This window comes from Dongia soli (assembly GCF_034044715.1).
In the GTDB taxonomy this organism is placed as follows: Bacteria; Pseudomonadota; Alphaproteobacteria; order Dongiales; family Dongiaceae; genus Dongia_B; species Dongia_B soli.
The window spans coordinates 338,956-358,564 of record NZ_JAXCLW010000004.1; the positions used below are offsets into that span (position 1 = coordinate 338,956).

The 19,609-nt window shown below is 59.5% G+C and carries 16 protein-coding genes; 2 read left to right on the plus strand and 14 right to left on the minus strand.

All coding sequences use genetic code 11. The features are described 5' to 3' along the window. Positions 1-3: 3 nt before the first annotated feature. Together SMD27_RS16350 and SMD27_RS16355 are read left to right on the plus strand one after the other, a co-directional pair. A complete protein-coding gene (locus SMD27_RS16350) occupies positions 4-2,994 on the plus strand; it encodes an FAD-binding and (Fe-S)-binding domain-containing protein (protein ID WP_320509480.1) in 2,991 nt (996 codons plus the stop codon). Between the two features lie 48 nt (positions 2,995-3,042). Then, positions 3,043-4,863, plus strand: coding sequence for a glycoside hydrolase family 15 protein (locus tag SMD27_RS16355; protein ID WP_320509481.1), 1,821 nt, complete (start codon positions 3,043-3,045; stop codon positions 4,861-4,863). On the opposite strand, the gene SMD27_RS16360 is transcribed toward SMD27_RS16355, so the two are convergent. The 14 genes from SMD27_RS16360 to ggt all read right to left on the minus strand — a co-directional run bounded on the left by SMD27_RS16360 (position 4,860) and on the right by ggt (position 19,597). After that, complete coding sequence (locus tag SMD27_RS16360; protein WP_320509482.1) at positions 4,860-5,132, minus strand: cytochrome C oxidase subunit IV family protein; 273 nt, start codon at positions 5,130-5,132, stop codon at positions 4,860-4,862. The two genes, SMD27_RS16355 and SMD27_RS16360, sit on opposite strands and share 4 nt — an antisense overlap. A 4-nt stretch (positions 5,133-5,136) precedes the next feature. Beyond that, positions 5,137-5,772 carry a cytochrome c oxidase subunit 3 gene (locus tag SMD27_RS16365; protein ID WP_320509483.1) on the minus strand — a complete coding sequence of 212 codons (636 nt, stop codon included), beginning with the start codon at positions 5,770-5,772 and terminating at the stop codon, positions 5,137-5,139. Next, on the minus strand, positions 5,765-7,441 hold the full coding sequence (gene ctaD, locus SMD27_RS16370; RefSeq protein WP_320509484.1) for a cytochrome c oxidase subunit I: 1,677 nt from the start codon (positions 7,439-7,441) through the stop codon (positions 5,765-5,767). Before ctaD ends, SMD27_RS16365 begins: the two co-directional genes overlap by 8 nt. Next, on the minus strand, positions 7,438-8,403 hold the full coding sequence (gene coxB, locus SMD27_RS16375; protein WP_320509485.1) for a cytochrome c oxidase subunit II: 966 nt from the start codon (positions 8,401-8,403) through the stop codon (positions 7,438-7,440). The genes ctaD and coxB overlap by 4 nt, the downstream gene beginning before the upstream one ends. Continuing rightward, a complete protein-coding gene (locus tag SMD27_RS16380; RefSeq protein WP_320509486.1) occupies positions 8,400-9,185 on the minus strand; it encodes an SCO family protein in 786 nt (261 codons plus the stop codon). Before SMD27_RS16380 ends, coxB begins: the two co-directional genes overlap by 4 nt. Then, positions 9,182-9,577: a hypothetical protein gene (locus tag SMD27_RS16385; RefSeq protein WP_320509487.1), complete on the minus strand. Its 396-nt coding sequence runs from the start codon at positions 9,575-9,577 to the stop codon at positions 9,182-9,184. The genes SMD27_RS16380 and SMD27_RS16385 overlap by 4 nt, the downstream gene beginning before the upstream one ends. Next, positions 9,574-10,656, minus strand: coding sequence for a hypothetical protein (locus SMD27_RS16390; RefSeq protein WP_320509488.1), 1,083 nt, complete (start codon positions 10,654-10,656; stop codon positions 9,574-9,576). Before SMD27_RS16390 ends, SMD27_RS16385 begins: the two co-directional genes overlap by 4 nt. Continuing rightward, entirely contained in the window at positions 10,643-11,182 is a 540-nt protein-coding gene (locus SMD27_RS16395; protein WP_320509489.1) for a c-type cytochrome, read from the minus strand. The genes SMD27_RS16390 and SMD27_RS16395 overlap by 14 nt, the downstream gene beginning before the upstream one ends. Next, positions 11,179-11,739, minus strand: a complete 561-nt coding sequence (locus SMD27_RS16400; protein WP_320509490.1) for a DUF3341 domain-containing protein — start codon at positions 11,737-11,739, stop codon at positions 11,179-11,181. Before SMD27_RS16400 ends, SMD27_RS16395 begins: the two co-directional genes overlap by 4 nt. After that, positions 11,732-13,078, minus strand: coding sequence for an NrfD/PsrC family molybdoenzyme membrane anchor subunit (nrfD, locus tag SMD27_RS16405; protein WP_320509491.1), 1,347 nt, complete (start codon positions 13,076-13,078; stop codon positions 11,732-11,734). The genes SMD27_RS16400 and nrfD overlap by 8 nt, the downstream gene beginning before the upstream one ends. A gap of 1 nt (position 13,079) precedes the next feature. Continuing rightward, positions 13,080-16,085, minus strand: a complete 3,006-nt coding sequence (locus tag SMD27_RS16410) for a TAT-variant-translocated molybdopterin oxidoreductase (RefSeq protein WP_320509492.1) — start codon at positions 16,083-16,085, stop codon at positions 13,080-13,082. A 5-nt stretch (positions 16,086-16,090) separates the two neighbouring features. Then, positions 16,091-16,759 (minus strand): cytochrome c3 family protein, encoded by a 669-nt coding sequence (locus SMD27_RS16415; protein WP_320509493.1) that lies wholly within the window; start codon positions 16,757-16,759, stop codon positions 16,091-16,093. A 199-nt stretch (positions 16,760-16,958) separates the two neighbouring features. Next, positions 16,959-17,906 carry an aldo/keto reductase gene (locus SMD27_RS16420; protein ID WP_320509561.1) on the minus strand — a complete coding sequence of 316 codons (948 nt, stop codon included), beginning with the start codon at positions 17,904-17,906 and terminating at the stop codon, positions 16,959-16,961. Positions 17,907-17,998: 92 nt separating this feature from the next. Then, positions 17,999-19,597, minus strand: coding sequence for a gamma-glutamyltransferase (gene ggt / locus SMD27_RS16425; RefSeq protein WP_320509494.1), 1,599 nt, complete (start codon positions 19,595-19,597; stop codon positions 17,999-18,001). Positions 19,598-19,609 lie beyond the last annotated feature (12 nt).

Below are 19,609 nucleotides of genomic sequence, written 5' to 3' on the forward strand. Positions count from 1 at the left end.
ATCATGCCGCAAAGCAAACCTCGCTTGCATCATGTCGAGAAGAACCGCAAAGGTCGGGTCGTCGAAGCCTATGATTCCGTCACCAAGCAGGCGCAGGCACATCTGGCGCAGGATTTGGCGAAGGCCATTGCCGGCGAGGTCCGCTTCGATGTCGGCAGCCGGGCGCTCTATGCGACTGATGCTTCCAATTACCGCCAAGTGCCAATCGGTGTCGTCATCCCTCGCACGGTCGAAGATGTTGTCAGAGCCATGACCATCTGCCGCCAACATGGCGTGCCCGTGGTGATGCGGGGCGGCGGCACAAGCCTTGCCGGTCAAGGATGCAATGTCGCCGTCTTGGTCGATTTCTCCAAATATCTCGATCACGTGCTTTCCATCGATCCGGACCGCCGCCTCGCCGTCGTGGAGCCCGGCTGCATCCTCGACACTTTGCGGGACGCGGCCGAGAAGCATCATCTGACATTCGGTCCCGATCCCGCGACACATGACCACAACACTTTGGGCGGCATGCTTGGCAACAACTCCTGCGGTGTTCATTCCGTTGTCGCCGGCAGGACCTCCGACAATGTCGAGAGCCTCGACATTGTCACCTATGACGGCCTGCGCATGACCGTCGGCAAAACCGATGAAGCAGAATTTTCCCGCATCCTGGCCGGCGGCGGGAGAAAGGCCGCGGTCTTTAAGGCCCTCGACACTTTCCGGCGGCGTTATGGCGATCTCATCCGTGCCCGCTTCCCGAAAATTCCCCGTCGTGTATCCGGCTATGAGAATCTGGATCAGTTGCTGCCGGAAAACGGCTTCAACGTGGCGCGGGCGCTTGTCGGTACCGAAGGGACCTGCGTCACCATTCTTCAAGCTAGTCTAAATTTGATCGAAAGTCCGCGAGAGCGCGTGCTTGCCATTGTCGGTTTCGATGACATCTACGCGGCCGCCGATGCTGTTCCCGAAGCGCTGGAATATAGACCGTTCGGCCTCGAAGGGATCGATGACCTGCTCATTGATTTCGTCCGGCGGAAGCATATTCATCCGGAGGATATCGCTGTTCTTCCCGAAGGCGGCGGCTGGCTGGTGGCAGAATTCGGGGGCGAAAATCGTGCAGCCGCGGTGGAAGCGGCTCGCGGACTAGTCGATGGCTTCAAGAAAAAAGAACGTTCTGTCAGCTTGGTCGACGACCCAGCGAAGCAGAAAAAGGTCTGGGAGCTCCGCGAAGCGGCCTTGGCCGCGACCGCGCATGTACCGGACTTCCCGGAGACCTGGCCTGGATGGGAAGACAGTGCCGTGCCGCGCGAATCTCTCGGCAATTACCTGCGAGATTTGAAGAGGCTTTTTCATAAGCATGGCTATGAAGCATCGGTCTACGGCCATTTCGGTGATGGCCTTGTTCATTGCCGGGTTCCATTCGACCTGCGCACCGAAGCAGGTCTGGTAAACTGGCAGAATTTCCTGGAAGAGGCTGCCGATCTCGTGGTGCGCTATGGCGGTTCTCTTTCTGGTGAACATGGCGACGGGCAGGCTCGCGCCGCGCTGTTGGAGAAGATGTACGGGCCAGAACTGATGGAAGCTTTCCGGGTTTTCAAAGCGATTTGGGACCCGGAAGGCAAGATGAATCCGGGCAAAGTCATTGATCCTTTTCCACCGATATCCAATCTCAGGGTCGGGCCGGAATATCAGCCGGCGGAAATGTCTCATTACTTCGCCTATAGGGAAGATGGCGGCAGCTTCACCCAAGCCGCCCGCCGCTGCGTCGGCGTCGGTGCCTGCCGCCGCCCGAACAGCAGTAAGAGCGTGATGTGCCCGAGCTATATGGCGACCCGGGACGAAAAGCACTCAACCCGCGGGCGGGCGCGCCTTCTGTTCGAGATGTCGCACGGCGTTGCTATCACCGAAGGTTGGCAGAGTAACGAGGTGGAGGAAGCGCTTAATCTTTGCCTCGGCTGCAAAGGCTGCAAACATGACTGCCCCGTCCAGGTCGACATGGCGACATACAAAGCGGAATTTCGCGCCCATCACTATGCCGGCCGATGGCGACCGCGCGCAGCCTATTCCATGGGCCTGATTCATAAATGGTCACGCGTGGCGTCTTATGCGCCCTGGTTGGCCAATAGCTTGATTGGCCTGCCCGGCCTGTCGGATCTGACCAAATGGATCGGCGGCATATCACCTCACCGCCGAATGCCACGTTATGCCGCCCGATCCTTCCGTGATTGGCACCGACATCGTCCGCACCGAAACGGCGAGAAAGCCCGGGTCATCCTCTGGCCAGACACGTTCAACAATTACTTCCGGCCCGGCACGGCCGCCTCCGCGGTCACGGCCCTTGAAGCTCTCGGCTATGAGGTTGCTTTGCCGGATCGGCCGCTTTGCTGTGGCCGGCCGCTCTATGATTGGGGCATGCTCGACAGCGCCAAGGCCCTCTGGCGCCGCACGCTCGAAAGCCTGACGCCGGAAATCGCTGCAGGCACCAAGATCATTGGGCTGGAACCCGCTTGCGTCAGTGCTTTTCGGGATGAGCTGCCGGCCTTGTTCCCCGGCGACGAGCGCGCCGCACGTCTGTCACAGCAGACCCTCTTCTTGAGCGAGTTTCTTGAAGAGGAGGCGGAGCACCTCATGCAACCGATAATTCAGGGGAAGGCCCTGGTCCAATTGCACTGTCATCAGCACGCCATTGTGAAACCGGATGCTGAGCAGCGGATTCTCGACGGTCTCGGTATCGATTATGAAATTCTCTCGGCCGGATGCTGTGGCATGGCGGGCGCCTTTGGATTCGAGACGGAGAAATACGAGCTTTCTCAGACCATCGCCAACCTGGCTCTCTTTCCCCGACTGCGACAAGCCCCGTCCTCAGGCATTATCCTCGCCAATGGCTTCAGTTGCCGGGAACAGATCGAACAAGGTACGGGACGCAGCACGCTGCATATCGCCGATCTCCTGGGAAAGGCGCTTTCCGCAGGCAGACAGGCTCGTTCCGGCTCCACTTCTTCCGGGCAAAGATGACTTCCTCACCGATCTCCCGCTTCGTGAACAGCGCATAGGAGGGCCTCATTGACCATTGAGGATTATGCCATCATCGGTGACTGCCATACCGCCTGCCTCGTCAGCAAGACGGGTTCCATCGACTGGCTCTGCTTGCCTCGGTTCGATTCGCCCGCCTGTTTCGCAGCCCTTCTTGGTGAAGCGGAGAATGGTCACTGGCGCATCGCGCCGCGCGATGACTCCGGCATCTCGATTAGCCGGCGCTATCGGCCGGACACTTTGGTGCTTGAGACGGAATTTCGCACCAGGAACGGTACCGTCAGAGTAACGGACTTCATGCTGATGGGAGCGGCCAAGCCGACCATCGGCCGCCTGGTGTCTGGCCTCGCCGGTTCCGTTCCGATGCGCATGAAACTGGTGATACGTTTCGATTACGGTCGCCTCGTTCCGTGGGTGAAACGCGATATGGAAGATGCTTTAACCGCCGTCGTGGGCCCGCATCTCCTGACACTCCGGACACCTGCGCCGCATCATGGCGAAGATTTGAGCACGGTCGGCGAGTTCACAGTGTCCGCGGGCGAGACTGTGCCATTTCTGTTGAGCTACGGCATATCCTACGAAGCCCAGCCGGAACCGGAGGATATCTTCGATGGCCTGAGACGGACCGAGGCCTATTGGCTGAACTGGACAAAGCAATGCAATTATCGAGGCCCCTGGCGGGATGCCGTCATCCGCTCGCTCATCACCTTGAAGGCCCTGACCTACGCGCCGACCGGCGGCATGGTCGCCGCCCTCACCACCTCCGTTCCGGAGCGCTTAGGTGGTGAACGCAACTGGGATTACCGCTGTTGCTGGCTTCGCGATGCAACCTTCACCCTGCTGTCCTTTCTCGTAGCGGGTTATCGCGAGGAAGCAGAAGCCTGGCGCCGATGGCTGGTACGCGCCATCGCCGGGCAGACATCGCAGGTGCAACCGCTTTATACGATTCTAGGCGAAAACCGCCTTGACGAATGGGAGGTACCTTGGCTCAACGGCTTTGCCGCTTCAAAACCTGTCCGCATCGGCAACGCCGCCTATAGCCAGTTACAGCTCGATGTCTTCGGCGAGGTTCTCGATGCGCTTCACCATGCCCGCCGTTGCGGCCTCGCCGATGAAGAAGAGACTTGGAGGCTTGAAGTGGCGCTGCTGAAACAACTCGTGGCGTTGCATGATGAACCAGACCGCGGCATCTGGGAGATGCGCGGCGACAACCGCTATTTCACCCATTCCAAGGTGATGACGTGGGTTGCCTTTGATCGCGCCATCAGCGGGGTTGAGCATTTTGGCCTACCCGGACCGGTCGATGACTGGCGTCGGCTGCGGGAGGCCTTGCATCAGGAGATTTGCGACAAGGCCTTCAACTCGAAACTTGGCTCCTTTGTCCAAGCTTATGGCGAGAGCGAGCTGGATGCCTCCAGCCTGCTCATTCCGCTGGTGGGGTTTCTGCCGCCGAATGACCCACGGGTGATCGGCACGGTCGAGGCGATCCAGCGCAATCTCCTGTCGGACGGCTTCGTGCGGCGCTACGATACAGCTGCGGTTGCCGACGGCGTATCGGGCAGCGAAGGCGTTTTTCTCATCTGCAGCTTCTGGCTTGCCGACAATCTCGTCCTGCAGGGAAGAAAAGACGAAGGCCAGCGCCTTTTCGAGCGCCTGCTCGAGCTGCGGAACGATGTCGGCCTTCTCGCCGAGGAATACGACCGGAAAGCTCAAATTCAATTGGGCAATTTTCCCCAGGCTCTTTCACATCTATCGTTGGTGGCAACGGCCTATAACCTCCAGGAACGCGACGGGCCAGCGCATGAACGCAGCAAACGAATGACCAACGGATTACGTGGCGCGGCGAGCTAGCCGGCGCCGCGGGTCGCGTAATCCGCCCCCGCCAGGAAGAAGAAGATCATCAGCCAGGCGATCCCGGCAAGGGCGGCCAGGCGGATCAAGCCGCCCTCTTCCCGCAAATGCATGAAGAACCAATAAACCAGCGCCGCTTTAACCGTCGCCACGCCCATGCTCGTCATGAGGCTGAGCGGGCCGGTCAAGGCGAAGCTTGCCGCAATGGTCAGCCCCAGTAGGCTTATCAGAGCTACCCATACCAGTAGCAAAGGACGGATCGTGCGCATCTGATCACCGCACCAGATAGAGAGCAGGATAAAGGAAGATCCAGATGACATCGACCAGATGCCAATAGAGTCCGGAGACTTCGACCACGCTCGCCCGCTTGGGCAAGGGCAGCGATCCGCGCAGCAATCTCCAAACCAATCCGGCAAGCAGCAGGATACCGATGGAAAGATGCAAGGCATGGAGCGCCGTCGAGATCAGATAGATGTTCATGAAGAGATGCGCCGCCGGATTGGCGAATTTCGCTGCCGTGCTGAATCCTGGCAAAAGGCCATCGCTATATTCCAGCCGATACTCGATTCCCTTCAATATGAGAAATCCCGACCCAAGTGCTGCCGCTGTCACGATGGAGATGATGACCGCGCCCCGGCTGCCCTGCCGCGCCATTTGCACGGCGATCGCGACGGCCAGGCTGGAGGTCAGCAAGATCGCCGTATTGATGCCGCCGATCCACAGATGCAACTCCTTGGAGGCGGCGGCGATCTCCTGCGGATGCAAAATGCGGCATACAAACAAGACGGCGAAAAGGCCGCCGAACAGCATGATTTCGCTGGCGAGAAAGATGTACATACCTAACATATCCGCCGCATGCTGCTGCGCCGGATCAGCGAAAGGTTCATGCACCTCCACCCGTTCAGCCATCAACTTCCTCATATTCGATGGCGTAGTTGTAAGGTGCCTGGGTGACGATTGGTCTTTCGGCGAAATTGTGCTTTGGCGGCGGCGACGGGACCGACCATTCGAGGCCGGTCGCCTCCCAAGGATTGGCTCCTGCCGGCTTTCCATACCGCATCGAATAGAAGAGATAGGTGAAAGGCAGCAGATAAGCGACACCAAGAATGCTGGCACCTGCCGTCGAGAGGACATGCAGCACCTGGAATTCCGGCGGATAGACGTGATAACGGCGCGGCATGCCGAGATAGCCGAGTAAAAATTGGGGGAAGAAGGTCAGATTGAAACCAAGAAAGATCAGACCCGCGGTCAGACGTCCCCAAACCAGGGAATAGCGGCGCCCGATGATCTTCGGCCACCAGTAATGCAGCGCGCCGAAATAGGCCGAAACTGTGCCGCCCACCATGATGTAATGGAAATGGGCGACGACGAAATAAGTATCGTGGACATGCACATCGATCGCCAGCATGGCGAGGATCACGCCGGTCAGCCCGCCGACGACGAAGAGGCCTATGAAGCTCATGGCGAAGAGGAAGGGCGGATCGAGCGAGATATGCCCCTTATACAAGGTCGCTGTCCAGTTATAGACCTTGACTGCCGACGGCACGGCGACGGCGAGGCTCAGAAAGGAAAAGATGGCGCTGGCATAGGTAGACTGACCAGCGACAAACATATGGTGTCCCCAGACCAGAAAGCCGATGGCGGCGATGGCAATCGAGGAGCCGGCGACGAATTGATAGCCGAAAATGGGTTTGCGCGCTGCTGCAGCGACAAGTTCGCTGATGACGCCCAGGGCCGGCAGGACCATGATATAGACGGCGGGATGGCTGTAGAACCAGAAGAGATGCTGATACAGCAACGGATCGCCGCCGAGAGCCGGATCGAAGACGCCGATCCCGAACAGACGCTCCGCCGCGATCAAAGCGAGCGTCACGGAAAGAATAGGCGTCGCCAAGACCAGGATTGCTGAAGTGGCATAAAGCGACCAGATAAAAAGCGGCAGACGACCCCAGGTCATGCCCGGTGCCCGTAACTTATGTATCGTGACGATAAAATTGAGCCCCGTCAGAATCGATGAGAAGCCCACGATGAAGACGGCGGTCGCCGCAAGAACCACATTACCATTGGCGAACATCGAGGAGAGCGGCGTGTAAAAGGTCCAGCCGGTATCGACGCCGCCGGCGATCAGAACATAGATCGTGAACAATCCGCCAAGCATGAAGATATACCAGCTCAGCAGATTAAGGCGCGGAAAGGCGAGATCGCGCGAGCCGATCATCAAGGGGACCAGGAAATTCCCGAAAGTGTTCGGGATGGAGGGGATGAGGAAGAACCAGACCATGATGACGCCGTGCAGCGTAAAAGCGCGGTTATAGCCTTCATTCGACAGCAGGTCGGCTTGCGGGGTCAGCAAATCGGCGCGCATCAGCGCCGCCGCCGCACCCCCGACGAAAAAGAAGAGGGTCACGGAAATGAAGTAGAGGATGGCAATGCGTTTGTGATCACTGGTAAACAGCCACGACCCCAGCGTGTGCCCGGCGCGCAGATAGCTAATCCGCTCGGTAGGGGTTTCCGCGATACTGGAATGGCCGACATTTTCCAGGTCCGAAGCCGCATCGATTGTTTGATCGCTGGTCATTTCGATGCTCCCTCTCCGTTTGATGGCGTGCCAACCTCGGATAACGACTTGATATAAGCGATCAGCTTCAGCACATCGTCTTCGCCGAGAATGTTCTGGAAGCTCGGCATGATATGCGGATAGCCGGCTGCGATTTGCTGCTGCGGCAACAGAATGCTGTCACGGATATATTGATCATCGGCGATCACGATCTCTCCGCCTTCCAACGGAACGGGCCTGCCATAGAGGCCGGCGAGGCTGGGCGCATGTACCGTGGCAGAGGGGCCGTGGCATCCGCTGCAGCCGCGGCTGCGAAAAAGATCGGCGCCCTGGGCGGCCAAGGTGCGATCGGTTGACGCGGTCTCCAGCCAGCGCGCGTAATCGGCCTGGCTCATGGCGACCAGATGCCCGCCCATCTTGGCATGATTGGTGCCGCAGAATTCCGCGCATGTCAGCAGATAGGTACCCGGTTTCGCCGCCTTGAACCACATGCCGGTATATCTGCCGGGTACGACATCCTGTTTCATCCGCAGGGCCGGAATATACAGGCTGTGAATGACATCTTGCGACGCCATGGTCAGCCGCACTGCCTGGTCTACCGGCACGTGCAGCTCGTTGATTTCCCGTTGGCCACCCGGATGCTGGAACTTCCACATCCATTGCTTGGCAACCACATCGATCTCCAGAGCACCGGGGGGCGGGTGGTGGAGATCGAAATACAACTTCGTCGCCCAGACATAGAAGCAAAGCATCAGGACGAAGGGTATGACCGACCAGGAAATCTCCAGCCATACATTCCGTGTCACGGGATGTTTCCGGTTTGCCGGTCGGCCCCGGCGATATTTGATGGCGAAGACGACAATCAGGATGAAGACCGGCGCCGAAAGCAGAACGATGACGACTGTGAAGCCGGCCAGCAACGTATCCAGTTGCGCCGCATAGGCCGAAGCACGGTCCGGCCAGAGCCATAGGAAGCCGTTCATGTGCCACCCCGCCGCGCCCGTTCCCGCAGCAAGGCAGAGCCGATCAACGAGACAACAACGACAATCGTGGCGGCGCCGCCGATCCGCAAGCTCGTCCAGATGATGGAGCTGTAACGCCCCGTCTTCGGGTCATAATGATAACAGAGAAGCAGGATCTGATCGCCCCAGTCGCCGACCTGTCCCTCACCCGCCTCAGTCAAGGCCAGCGACAGGTCGCTCGCTTCCGGAGCCAGGCCATAGAGCCAATGCGTCAGCTTTCCTGTTGGCGTCAGGACGGCGGTCGCGGCGATATGTGCGTATTGGCCGATCTCCTGATCCCAGGCGTAGCGATAGCCGAGAGCGGACATCACCTTGGAGATGGCGGCGGAACTGCCGGTCAGGCCATGTATCTTCTCGCCGTCAAGCCAGGGGAACCGCGCCTTCAGCTTTTTCATCGATGCCGCTGCGTCTTTTGGCCCCTCGCGTGAATCGATCCCGAAGGCGACGATGACAAAATCGCGGCCCGCATGGAAATGCTGATCCTGCACCGCCTGCATGAGGCCTGCCAAAGTAACATCGCAGATATTGGGGCAATTATGCAGGACCGGCGCAAGGAGGATTGGCCTTCCGCCCGCCAACTCCCTGAGCGTCACCGGCACACTGTTTTCATCGAAAAAACCTTGGTCCATCGGCACGGTTGAATCCTGCTTCTGCACGATCCCTGTCGATTTGAGCGGATCGAATGCCATGGCGGCCCGGCCGAAAAGCATCAACATGACAAGAAGAAGCAGCACTCTTCTCATGGCTGGCCATCCTTGCCGGCCGTCGGCCATCCGTGCGCCACGAGAAGATCGATCGCGCGGTCGATCGGGATATGGGCGCGGCCCGCATTGCGATCCATCCAGCCATAACCTTGCAACTTCCCCTCTGCCTCAGCATCGAGCGACGCCCGGTCTTGCGCTGGCGTCACCTGCAGCCGGGGCTGCGGCGGCACCTGGGGTTCCTTTTCCAAAACCGTCGGCGGATGATCGCTCCGTTCCTGACCAAGCTTACGGTCGAACAGTCCTAGCAAACCCGCAACCACCAATCCGGCGACGATAATGATCGCAAAAAGCCCCAGCACGGCGTAAACCACATGCTGTGGGGCGACATCGCGCCGTTCGAAGGCCGCTCCATTTGTCTTCTCCGCCGTCATGCCGGCACCTGCCGGTCGGATGCGGTGGATTGCCGCCTCATCTCATTCCGCCGAGAGCCAACCCGCCAACCCGCCACGGAGAGGAACCCCAATCCAGTGATAGCGAGAATGGCTGCCGGAATGGAGATTCGCGCATCGCCTGACGCATCGGGCAGGACCAGCCAGGCCGTCTCCAGCGCCTTGCCCATGAGAACGATCATCGACAATGCCACCAGCCACCGCCGATTCTGGCGTGTGATCGGGAATAGCAGGAGAAAGGCCGGCCCTAATTGCAGCACGCCAATGGCATATTCAGTGAGGCTCCAGAGGCCCGCACCACGTCGCTGATACCAGGCGACATTGGGGGAGAGATTGTCCGACCAGATGATGAAATACTGCATGAAACTGAAATAGGCCCAGAGCAGCAGCGCTGTCAGCAGCAAAGCCCCCAGCAACCCGACCCGCTCGACCTCGGCGCCCGGCATCAGCCGGGCGATGATCAGGCAGGCCAGCGCCATCGTCATCTGGATCGACAAGATATAGAGGCCGAAACCCGAAGAGTGGAAAGCCGGGTCCAGCGACATCACCCAGTCAACAGCGATGAGGGAATCGAGCAAGACCAGCGCTATCAAGCCGACAGGTGCCACAAAAATCGCCGGTCGCGGCATCCGCAGCAGCAGGAAAGCAACCGCTCCCGAGGTCAGGAAGAAAAGGGCAGTCCTGCCAATGAAAGAGAGCGGCGTGAGATAGATGGCCCGGAAGGCTGAAGCAGCATCGGCTCCGCTCCAGGGATAGAGCGCCGTCAAGCCGGCCAGGATCGGCAAGGCGGCGCAAGCCGCTAAAGGAAGCAGCAGCACCGCGACTTCTCCCTGTACGGCAAGGAGGTCGTTCCATGCGCCGGGAATGATGCGCATCATCATCACAAGGGCCAGGGCGCCGATCGGCAGACTGCTCCAGAAAACCAGGCCGACAAGCCAGCCGGCAAGCGCATCCTGTTTGCTGAAGATCATCGTAAGCAAAGCGGCGGCGCAAAGGCATATTCCCGCCAGCGCAAAGTGCCGGGGCCATTGCTCGGCAATGGGTTTCCTATGGCGCGGCATCAGCCTTCTCCACCCGCTCGCGCTCGGCAGGCGATAAGTTATCGACCGGCGCATTCTGGCTGAGCTGTAATGCCTGGATATAGGCGGCGATCGCCCAGCGATCCGCGGGCGCCACCCGACCGGCATAGGCATACATCACGCCATGTCCATGGGTGATCACATCGACGAAATAGGCTGGAGATGCCTGCCGCAGCCGATCGATATGGAAACTCGGCGGATGCGGGAATCCCCGGTTCGCCACTGTGCCGTTGCCATAGCCGGCCTGGTCATGGCAAGGCACGCAATAGATATTGAATCGCTCGCGGCCGCGCTCCACCAACTGCCGGCTCATCTGCGGCTGCTGACGCAGCGCCGCTAACAAAGCGGGATCGTCCCGACCAATGCTGCCCGCCGGTGGCGCCTGCATCGATTTGCCGTCGGCAAAGAGCTTGCTCCTCTCATAGGAATCGTATTTCGGCTGATGTGACATCTCATCGCATCCGGCCAGAGCCAGCAAAACGAAGCCGAGGAGAAGCGCACCTCTCATGCCGGCTCCTCCGTTTGCCTGACGACATCAACCCTCACTGGATCGAGGCTCTCCAGGAAAGTGCGCGTCTGCACCGGATCGAATTTTTCGTCATGGCCGAACACGATCAGGAAGAACTTGTCCCTGGTGGCCAGATGAAAGCTCTCAACGCCGAAGACCGGATGATGCAGTTTGGGCAAATGATTGAGCACAAGCATACCGCCGATCGAGAACAAAACGGCAAACAGCACCGTCAGCTCGAAAGTGATCAGCATGAAGGCTTGCGGCGTAATGGTGGGACGGCTGCCGACCAGAATCGGATAGTCCAGATGCAGCCAGGCTTGCATGCCGTAGCCCGCGGCCGCGCCGAACAGCCCGCCGAACAATGTCAGCCAGGCGACCCGCCGGTCACGGAAATCCAGCACCTCGGCCAATTCCTCGATGGGGAACGGCGAATAGGCGTCGATGCGGCGGAAGCCGGCATCCCGGCTGCGCTTGACCGCCTCAATCAGGCTTTCGGGCCGGTCGAATTCTGCCATCAGCCCAAAGAGCGGATATCCGGCGCTCGGCTCACGCATGCTGCGCCTCGCTCTCTTCAAACTTGGCCTCTTTGATTTCGAAGACTGAGATGACCGGCAGGAAGCGGACGAATAGCAGAAACGGCACGAAGAAGACGCCCAGCATTCCCGCGAACAAGCTCCAATCCCAGAAGCTCGGATGATAATTTCCCCAGGAGGAGACCAGATAGTCGCGGTAGAGCGTCGTCACCAGCAGCATGTAGCGCTCAAACCACATCCCCACCGTAACGGCGGCACTGACCATAAATAGGCAAAGCGGATTGCGGCGCGCCCAGCGCAGCCATAGCAGTTGCAAGGGAACGAAATTCGCCAGCACCGCGCCCCAATAGCTCCAGGCATAGCGGCCGGTCAGGCGGTCCATCAAGGTGCCGAGATCCTGCTTGTCGCCACTATACAAGGCATCGAAGACTTCCGCACAATAGCCATACGCCGTCATCAATCCGGTCGCGAGGACGAACTTGCCCAGAAGGTCGAGATGGCGTTCGGTGACGAGTGCTTTCAGCCCGAGCACATCGCGCAGCACCACCGCGATCATGGAGACCACGGCAAAACCGGAAAACGCGGCGCCCAGCACGAAATAGGGTGGGAAGACGGTAGACGTCCAACCCGGCATTGGGCCCGCTGCCAGCAGGAGCGAGATTTCCGAATGCACCGAAACCACCAGCGGTACGGCAATCGCTGCCGTCAAGCGATAGCTCTGGCGCCAGCGCGCCCAATGCCGCGCCGAACCGCGCCAACCTAAAGCCAGAATTCCGTAAAATACCTGCAGTCCGCGCTTTTTTGCCCGGTCCCTGGTGGTGGCGAGATCGGGAACGATGCCGATATACCAAAAAAGCAAGGACACAGTTAGATAGGTGAGGACGGCGAAAAAGTCCCAGGTCAGCGGACTGCGGAATTGCGGCCAGATCGTCATCGTATTTGGATAAGGCGCCATCCAGTAGAACAGCCAGGGCCGCCCCAGATGCAGGATCGGATAGAGGCCGGCGCAAATCACCGCAACTAGAGTCATTGCTTCGGCAAAGCGATTGAGCGAATTGCGCCAATGCGCTTCCAGGAGCAGCAACATGGCGGAAATCAAGGTACCCGCATGGCCGATGCCGAGGAACCAAATGTAATTGGAGATGGCAAGCCCCCAATTCACCGGAATATTGTTGCCCCAGACACCGATGCCGCGCCAGAACAGGACAGCAGCGGAGATGCAGAAGAGCAGCAATAGGCAGAGCGCGCAGCCGAAACAGATTAGCCAGGCAACCGGTTTGGGGAAAGCGAGCGGAATGCGCGTCACCCGATCAGTGGGCGCCGCATGGCCGGATTGGGTCTGCGTCTGCGCCTGCGCCATCTCACCCTTCTCCCTCATCGCGTGCCGGCTTTGTCTCGATCCGCGCTAGATAGGTGGTTCTTGGCCAGGTATTGGCTTCTTCGAGTAAGGTGTAATTACGCACGTCCGCCTTCTGGCGGCTGACCTCGGTGGTCGGATCCATCACATTACCGAAGATGATGGCTCGTGTCGGACAAGCCTGCTGGCAGGCCGTGACGACGTCGCCGTCGCGCAGCTTGCGTCCATCGATTTCGGCGGCAATTCGCGCTTCGCCGATGCGCTGAACACAATAAGTGCATTTCTCCATGACGCCGCGCTGTCGCACCGTCACATCCGGATTGCGCATCGCCTTTATCGTCTCAGGGTCATCACCCGTGTAGTCAAACCAATTGAAGCGCCGGACCTTGTATGGGCAATAGGATGAACAGGTGCGCGTGCCGATGCAGCGGTTATAGACCTGCAGATTGAGACCATCGGAACTGTGAACGGCGGCATTCACCGGACAGCCCATCTCGCAAGGGGCTTGCTCGCAATGCATGCAGGGGACCGGCTGAAAATACGAGGCCGGTGCATCCGGCGGCCCTTCGTAATAATGATCGACCCGCAGCCAGTGCATCTCCCGCCCCATGGCGACAAGGTCCTTTCCCACCATGGGAATGTTATTTTCGGCGACGCAGGCTACGACGCAGGCATTACAGCCGATGCAAAGGTCGAGATCGATCGTCATGCCCCAAGACGGATCGTCCCATTTATGCCGGGGATAAAAAGTCGCCGTATGGCGTTCCTCGTTCGGGCTAGATCTCGGCTTGACTGCCTGGTCTCCATCGCTGAGGGCAGAAGCATCGACCAAGCGAACGAAATCAAAGCCATCCATTGCCTGATGCAACTGCGTCGTTGCGATGTCTTGCTGCTGGCCGGTGGGCGAGATTTGCACGGCTGGAACGTACCAGGGATGATCGCTGTCACGTAAAGCAAAGGCATTGCATCCGAGCCCCGCGGAAAGCGGGCAAGCCGAACGCCCGTGTCCGAAGCTAACGGCAATGGTCTTTGCTTCTTGCCCCGGCACAATCCATACCGCACCAGTGAGAGTCCGTCCGGCTACCTCCAGGTTGATCTCATCGCCATTCTTCAATTGGCGTTCTGCGGCCAGGCGGGGACTGATCGTTAGGACATTCCCCCAGGTTATCTTGGTGAGCGGCTTCGGCAGTTCCTGCAACCAAGCATTGCCTGAGAAACGCCCATCCCAGATCGTGGGATCCGGTCGCAGGACAAGGTTCACTTCGCCTGCGGGCTCCTGATCGGACTGATTGGCCTGGGGTATTCCAGACATATCTCCCGCGATTGCCGGCTCGACAATCGCAGCTGCCGTTCCGGGTACGTAGCCGCGATAGAGTGCATCAGACCAGTGCGCGTCGAAATCTGTCTGCCAGTTTTGCCGCCAGGTGGCCTGGATGATCTCTCGGCCATCGCGTGGCCCGCCGAGCAATCCAGCCAGGATCTCATGCTGCGACCTGACGCTATAGAACCGTCGCACCAGCGGCTGGATGATCGTTGCCGTGCCGTCAACGGCGCGCGCATCGCTCCAGCTTTCCAACTCATGCGTCATCGGCAAATGCCAGTGGCTGAGCTGCGCCGTCTCGTCGTCATGAAGCCCGGCATGGATGCGCAAGCCCACTTTCTCGAGATGCGCAGCGAAGTTAAGGTCGGCAAATCCGGCATAGACCGGATTGACACCGATCATGAGCAAGGCTGAGATTTGACCGGATGCCATATCCCCAACGAGCCTTGCGAAAGACGCCGCGCCATCAGGGGGCAAAACAGCAATTGGCTCGGTGAAGCGCAAGGTCCTACCGAAGCTGCCGATCCGTTGATTGACGAGTAGCGCGAGCGCCTGTAGCTGCGGTTCACGGTGGCTACCGACGGTGACCAGCGCCCTTCCCGCTTTCTCCTTCAGCAATCCGCCGATCCGGTCAACCCAGGACCGCTCGCCCTCAGTCAAGTCGAGCGCTGAACCGGCTTCGATATCAAAGGCCGCTGCAATGCCGAGCAGGAGAGCGGCGATACGACCATGCGGTGCGGCCAAACGTTCCTCGGCCATCGCCCCGGTAATGGTTGGTGTCGGTTCGGCCACGAACAAGCGGATGCCTCCCTCCCCCTGCGGCAAGCCACGCCGACGCTTCGCCCAAAGGCCCGCTTGCATAGTTTGACGAGGACCCGCGCCGAGAAAATCGTCGTCCAGACTGACGACGAGTTCAGCCTGGTCGAGACCTAATTGCTGATCGAGCGGCCGGCCGAAAACCAAACGCGTCGCTTCCAGGCGGAGGTCCTCGCTGACCGGCTCGAAAACGTGCCAGCGAGCTTTCGGCCAACGCTGAACTAACATCTTGATCTGGCCGGCCAGGCTCGGTGAGGTGACCGTACCGGTGAGCAACCGAAATCCTTCGCCCTGCTTTCCGTTGAGCGTCGCTATCTGGGCCTGGATGGCATCGTCGAAGGCGCTCCAGCTGACCGGACGATCGAGGTAGCGTGGCGATTGCGATCGGTCCGGATCATAGAGGCCGAGGAGAGCCGCCTGCGTAAAAGCATCACAGGTGCCGGTGCTGGCCGGATGGTCCGGGTTGCCCTCAAGTTTCACCGGTCGCCCGACATAGGTCTTGCCGAGGATGGGCTGTGCATAGCCATTGAGCGTGACAGCGCTTGCGTACCATTTCGGTTTGCCTGGGACGACGGATTCCGGCGCATTCACATAGGGAAGCGCGGTTTCATCTTCCTTGCCATCGCAGCCCGCGAGCCCGGCCAAAGCGAGGGAGGCACCCATTGCCTTCAGCAAGGTCCGGCGTGCGAACTTTGGCTGATGTGTTGCAAGAGCAGGAAACTCCGCCGCGAGGAAATCGGTGAATTCCTTTGTTCGGGAAAGTTCTTCAAGGCTGCGCCAGAAAGTCCGCCCGCGCTTGCCTTTCAGTCGCGCCCCTAAGCTTTCCAAATTCGGTGCCAGTCCATCAGGTCCCGGCATATGATCCTTCGTCATCGCCTTCACCTGTGGCAGATATTGCAATCATCGAGCTTATCAGGCTGAAGGCCATAAACCGTCACCATCCGCTCGCCATATGCCTTATGTTCCTTGGAATTCTCATCCCAGCCCGACCAGTCCATCTGCGTGACCTTCGATGGTGGGCGCAAATGCGGCGCCGGATTGCGGTGACAGTCGAGACACCAGCGCATCTGGAACGGCTGGGCACGTGTCATCAACGGCATCTGGTCGACCCGACCATGGCAGGTAACGCAGGGGACACCGCGGGCGATATGGATCGAGTGATTGAAATAGACGTAATCCGGCAGCCGGGCGACGCGCTGCCATTGCAGCGGCGTGTTATTGGCGAGGCTTTCCCGTACCGGTGCCAGCATCGGCGCACCGGTCCAGACCTGAGAATGGCAGGTCATGCATATATGGGTGCTTGGCAGCCCCGCCTCTGGTCCGACGTCGACCGTGGTGTGGCAATAGCGGCAGTCGATCCCCAATTCCCCGGCATGATGCTTGTGGCTGAAAGGCACCGGCTGGTCTTTCACCCATCCCACAAGCGTCGCATAGGTTGAATCCATCTCCCCTCCAACAAACAGAGCGGCGACGAAGATCAGGAGGACGATGACAAGACCTACGGCACGAAGCCGCGTATCGGCCGATGCCGTAAAGATTTGCGGCATGAGCACGCCCCTGCGATGCGCATTCCGAACCTCAACAGCGCAGGGGGCTGGAAGTTCCGGTGCGGACATTGCCACGCTGCCATATTCGCCCCCGCTGTTCGCGGGAGACCGAACAGGTCAGAATGAAGCAGGCGACAGCTTTCTTGCCCGAAATCGTATCAACCGGATAGCGGCACGGCCGCGGTCGCTCAACTTCAGATTATTCGCCGGCTTCCGTCAATTGCCGGACGGATTTGTCATCGAGGTCGAGTTGGGCGCCGGCCAGAAGCTGCTGAAGCTGTGACTCTCCGGTCGCACTAGCGATCGGCGCCGTGAGGCCGCGGCGTTTCAACAGCCAAGCCAGAGCCACCTGTGCCGGTGTCACCGAATGCTTGGCGGCGACATCATCAAGCGCCTGGAGTATGCGCTGGCCGCGGGCATCGAGATATTTCTCAACATCTTCGCCACGCTCCCTGCCCTGCAGGTCCTGCTTGCTCCGATACTTGCCCGTCAGGAATCCGCTGGCGAGTGAAAAATAGCTGATCATGCCGAGTTGGCGTTGCAGGCACAACTGCTGCAGTTCACCTTCATATTCGGACCGGTCATAGAGATTGTAGCATGGCTGCACGACCTCATAACGCGGATATCCCTGCTTCGCGGCAAGATCTAGCGCTTCCGTCAGTCGGCCGGCTGAGAAATTGGAGGCACCGATGACGCGGATTTTCCCCTGTTCCACCAAATGAGCATATGCCTCAAGGGTTTCTGCCTGGGAGACCGTGTCGTCGTCACGATGCGAGAAATAGAGATCGATATGATCTGTCTGCAGCCGCCGCAGGGAAGCCTCGACCGCTTTCATGATATAAGCCTTGGACAGGCCTTTTGATCCGCCGCCCATATCCATGCCGACTTTCGTCGCAATGATGACGTTGTCCCGGCCGCCGCGCTTCTTCAGCCAGGTGCCGATGATCGTTTCGGATTCGCCGCCCTGGTGACCATCGGCCCAGATCGAATAGACATCTGCCGTATCGATCGCATTAAAGCCCGCCGCAACGAACATATCGAGCAGGCGATGCGATGTCGCTTCATCTGCCGTCCAGCCGAAGACATTCCCACCGAAGACCAGTGGTGCAATCTGTAGGTTCGACTGGCCTAGTTGGCGCATCTCCATCACTCTACCTTTCGTTATGCTTGGTTTGGCGAGATCACCGGCAAGGCTGCGATGAAAGCAGCGCCGCATAAAGCATGTGGCGCTGCCTCACCTTAATAGCCGAGCGCGCAGCCATCCTTACGCGGATCGGAGCCGCCGGTCAGTGAGCCGCGCTGCCAATCAATCAGCACAGCCTGACCGCCGCCATGGGGATCGCCCGCCAGTTCGCAGCGATGGCCGCGTTCCTGCAAGCCACGGAGGCTTGCCGCCGCAACGCTGCGCTCAACCAGAACGGTGGTTCCGTCATGGAAGACGCGGGGCTGGTCGAGCGCTGCCTGAACGTCCATCTCGAAATCCACCACGTTGGTCACCAGGCGCACATGGCCAAAGGGCTGGTAATCGCCGCCCATCACGCCATAGGGCATCATCGTGCGGCCGTTGCGCACAGCCATGCCCGGCATGATCGTGTGCAGCGGGCGCTTGCCAGGTTCGATGCAATTCGGATGCTTGGGATCCAGCCGGAAGCCACTGCCACGATTCTGCAAGACGATGCCGCTCTTGCGAGTGACCACGCTGCTGCCGAAGGAATGATAGGTCGAGTTGATGAAGCTTACCGCGTTCCGATCCTTATCGACGACCGAGATATAGACCGTGTCCGACTTTTCGCGCAGCGAGGGCGGCAGATCGCGCATCGCCCGGTCTGGCCGAATCGCCGTGCGCAGCCGTGCCGCATATTCCGGCGACAGCAATTCCTCAATCGGCACATTCTGCTTCTTGGGATCGGCGATATAGAGATCGCGATCGCGATAAGCAAGCCGCCCCGCTTCGATCTCCAGATGCAGCCGGTCGGCTGAATAAGGATCGAGGCTCGCCAGATCGAACCCCGATAGGATGTTCAGCATAATCAAAGCCGTCAGGCCCTGATTGTTCGGCGGCATCTGATAGATATCGACGCCGCGATAGTTCGTCTTGATCGGCGTGACATATTCACCGGCCGCCGCTGCGAAGTCTTCCTTGGTATGCAAGCCACCGAGATCGCGCAGCGTCTTTACGATGTCTTCCGCGATTTCGCCCTCATAGAAAGCAACACGGCCTTGCGCCGCGATGGCGCGCAAAGTCGCGGCCAGAGCCGGTTGACGATGCACTTCGCCTGCCTGCAAGGCGCGGCCCTGGGGCAGAAAGATCTCCTTAGCAACTTCATTGCTCTCGAGATTCTCGACACTGTCGGCCCAATCGAAAGCCACCCGGTCATGCACGACGTAGCCTTCCTCGGCATACCGGATGGCCGCTGCCAGTGCTGCCGCAATACCCTTCCTGCCGTGATCCTGTAGCAAGCGGCACCAGGCATCGATGGCACCGGGAACCGTCACCGCATGCGGGCCATAGGTCGGAATTTTGGTCATGCCCTTCGACAGATACCAATCACTGGTCGCCGCCATCGGCGCTCGGCCTGAGCCGTTGAAAGCCAGAACCTCGCCATTGCCCTTGGGGCTGTAGAGGACGAAGCAATCGCCGCCGATACCGGTCGATTGCGGCTCGACCACCGCCTGGACCGCGGCGGCGGCAACGGCCGCATCCATCGCATTGCCGCCATCACGCAGCATTTCAATGGCCGCGAGGGTGGAGAGCGGGTGCGACGTCGCTGCCATGCCACCCAGGGCACGGATCGGAGAGCGACCTGGGAAATGGAGGTCTCGGGAGAATTTGCTCATGTTGAACTTTCC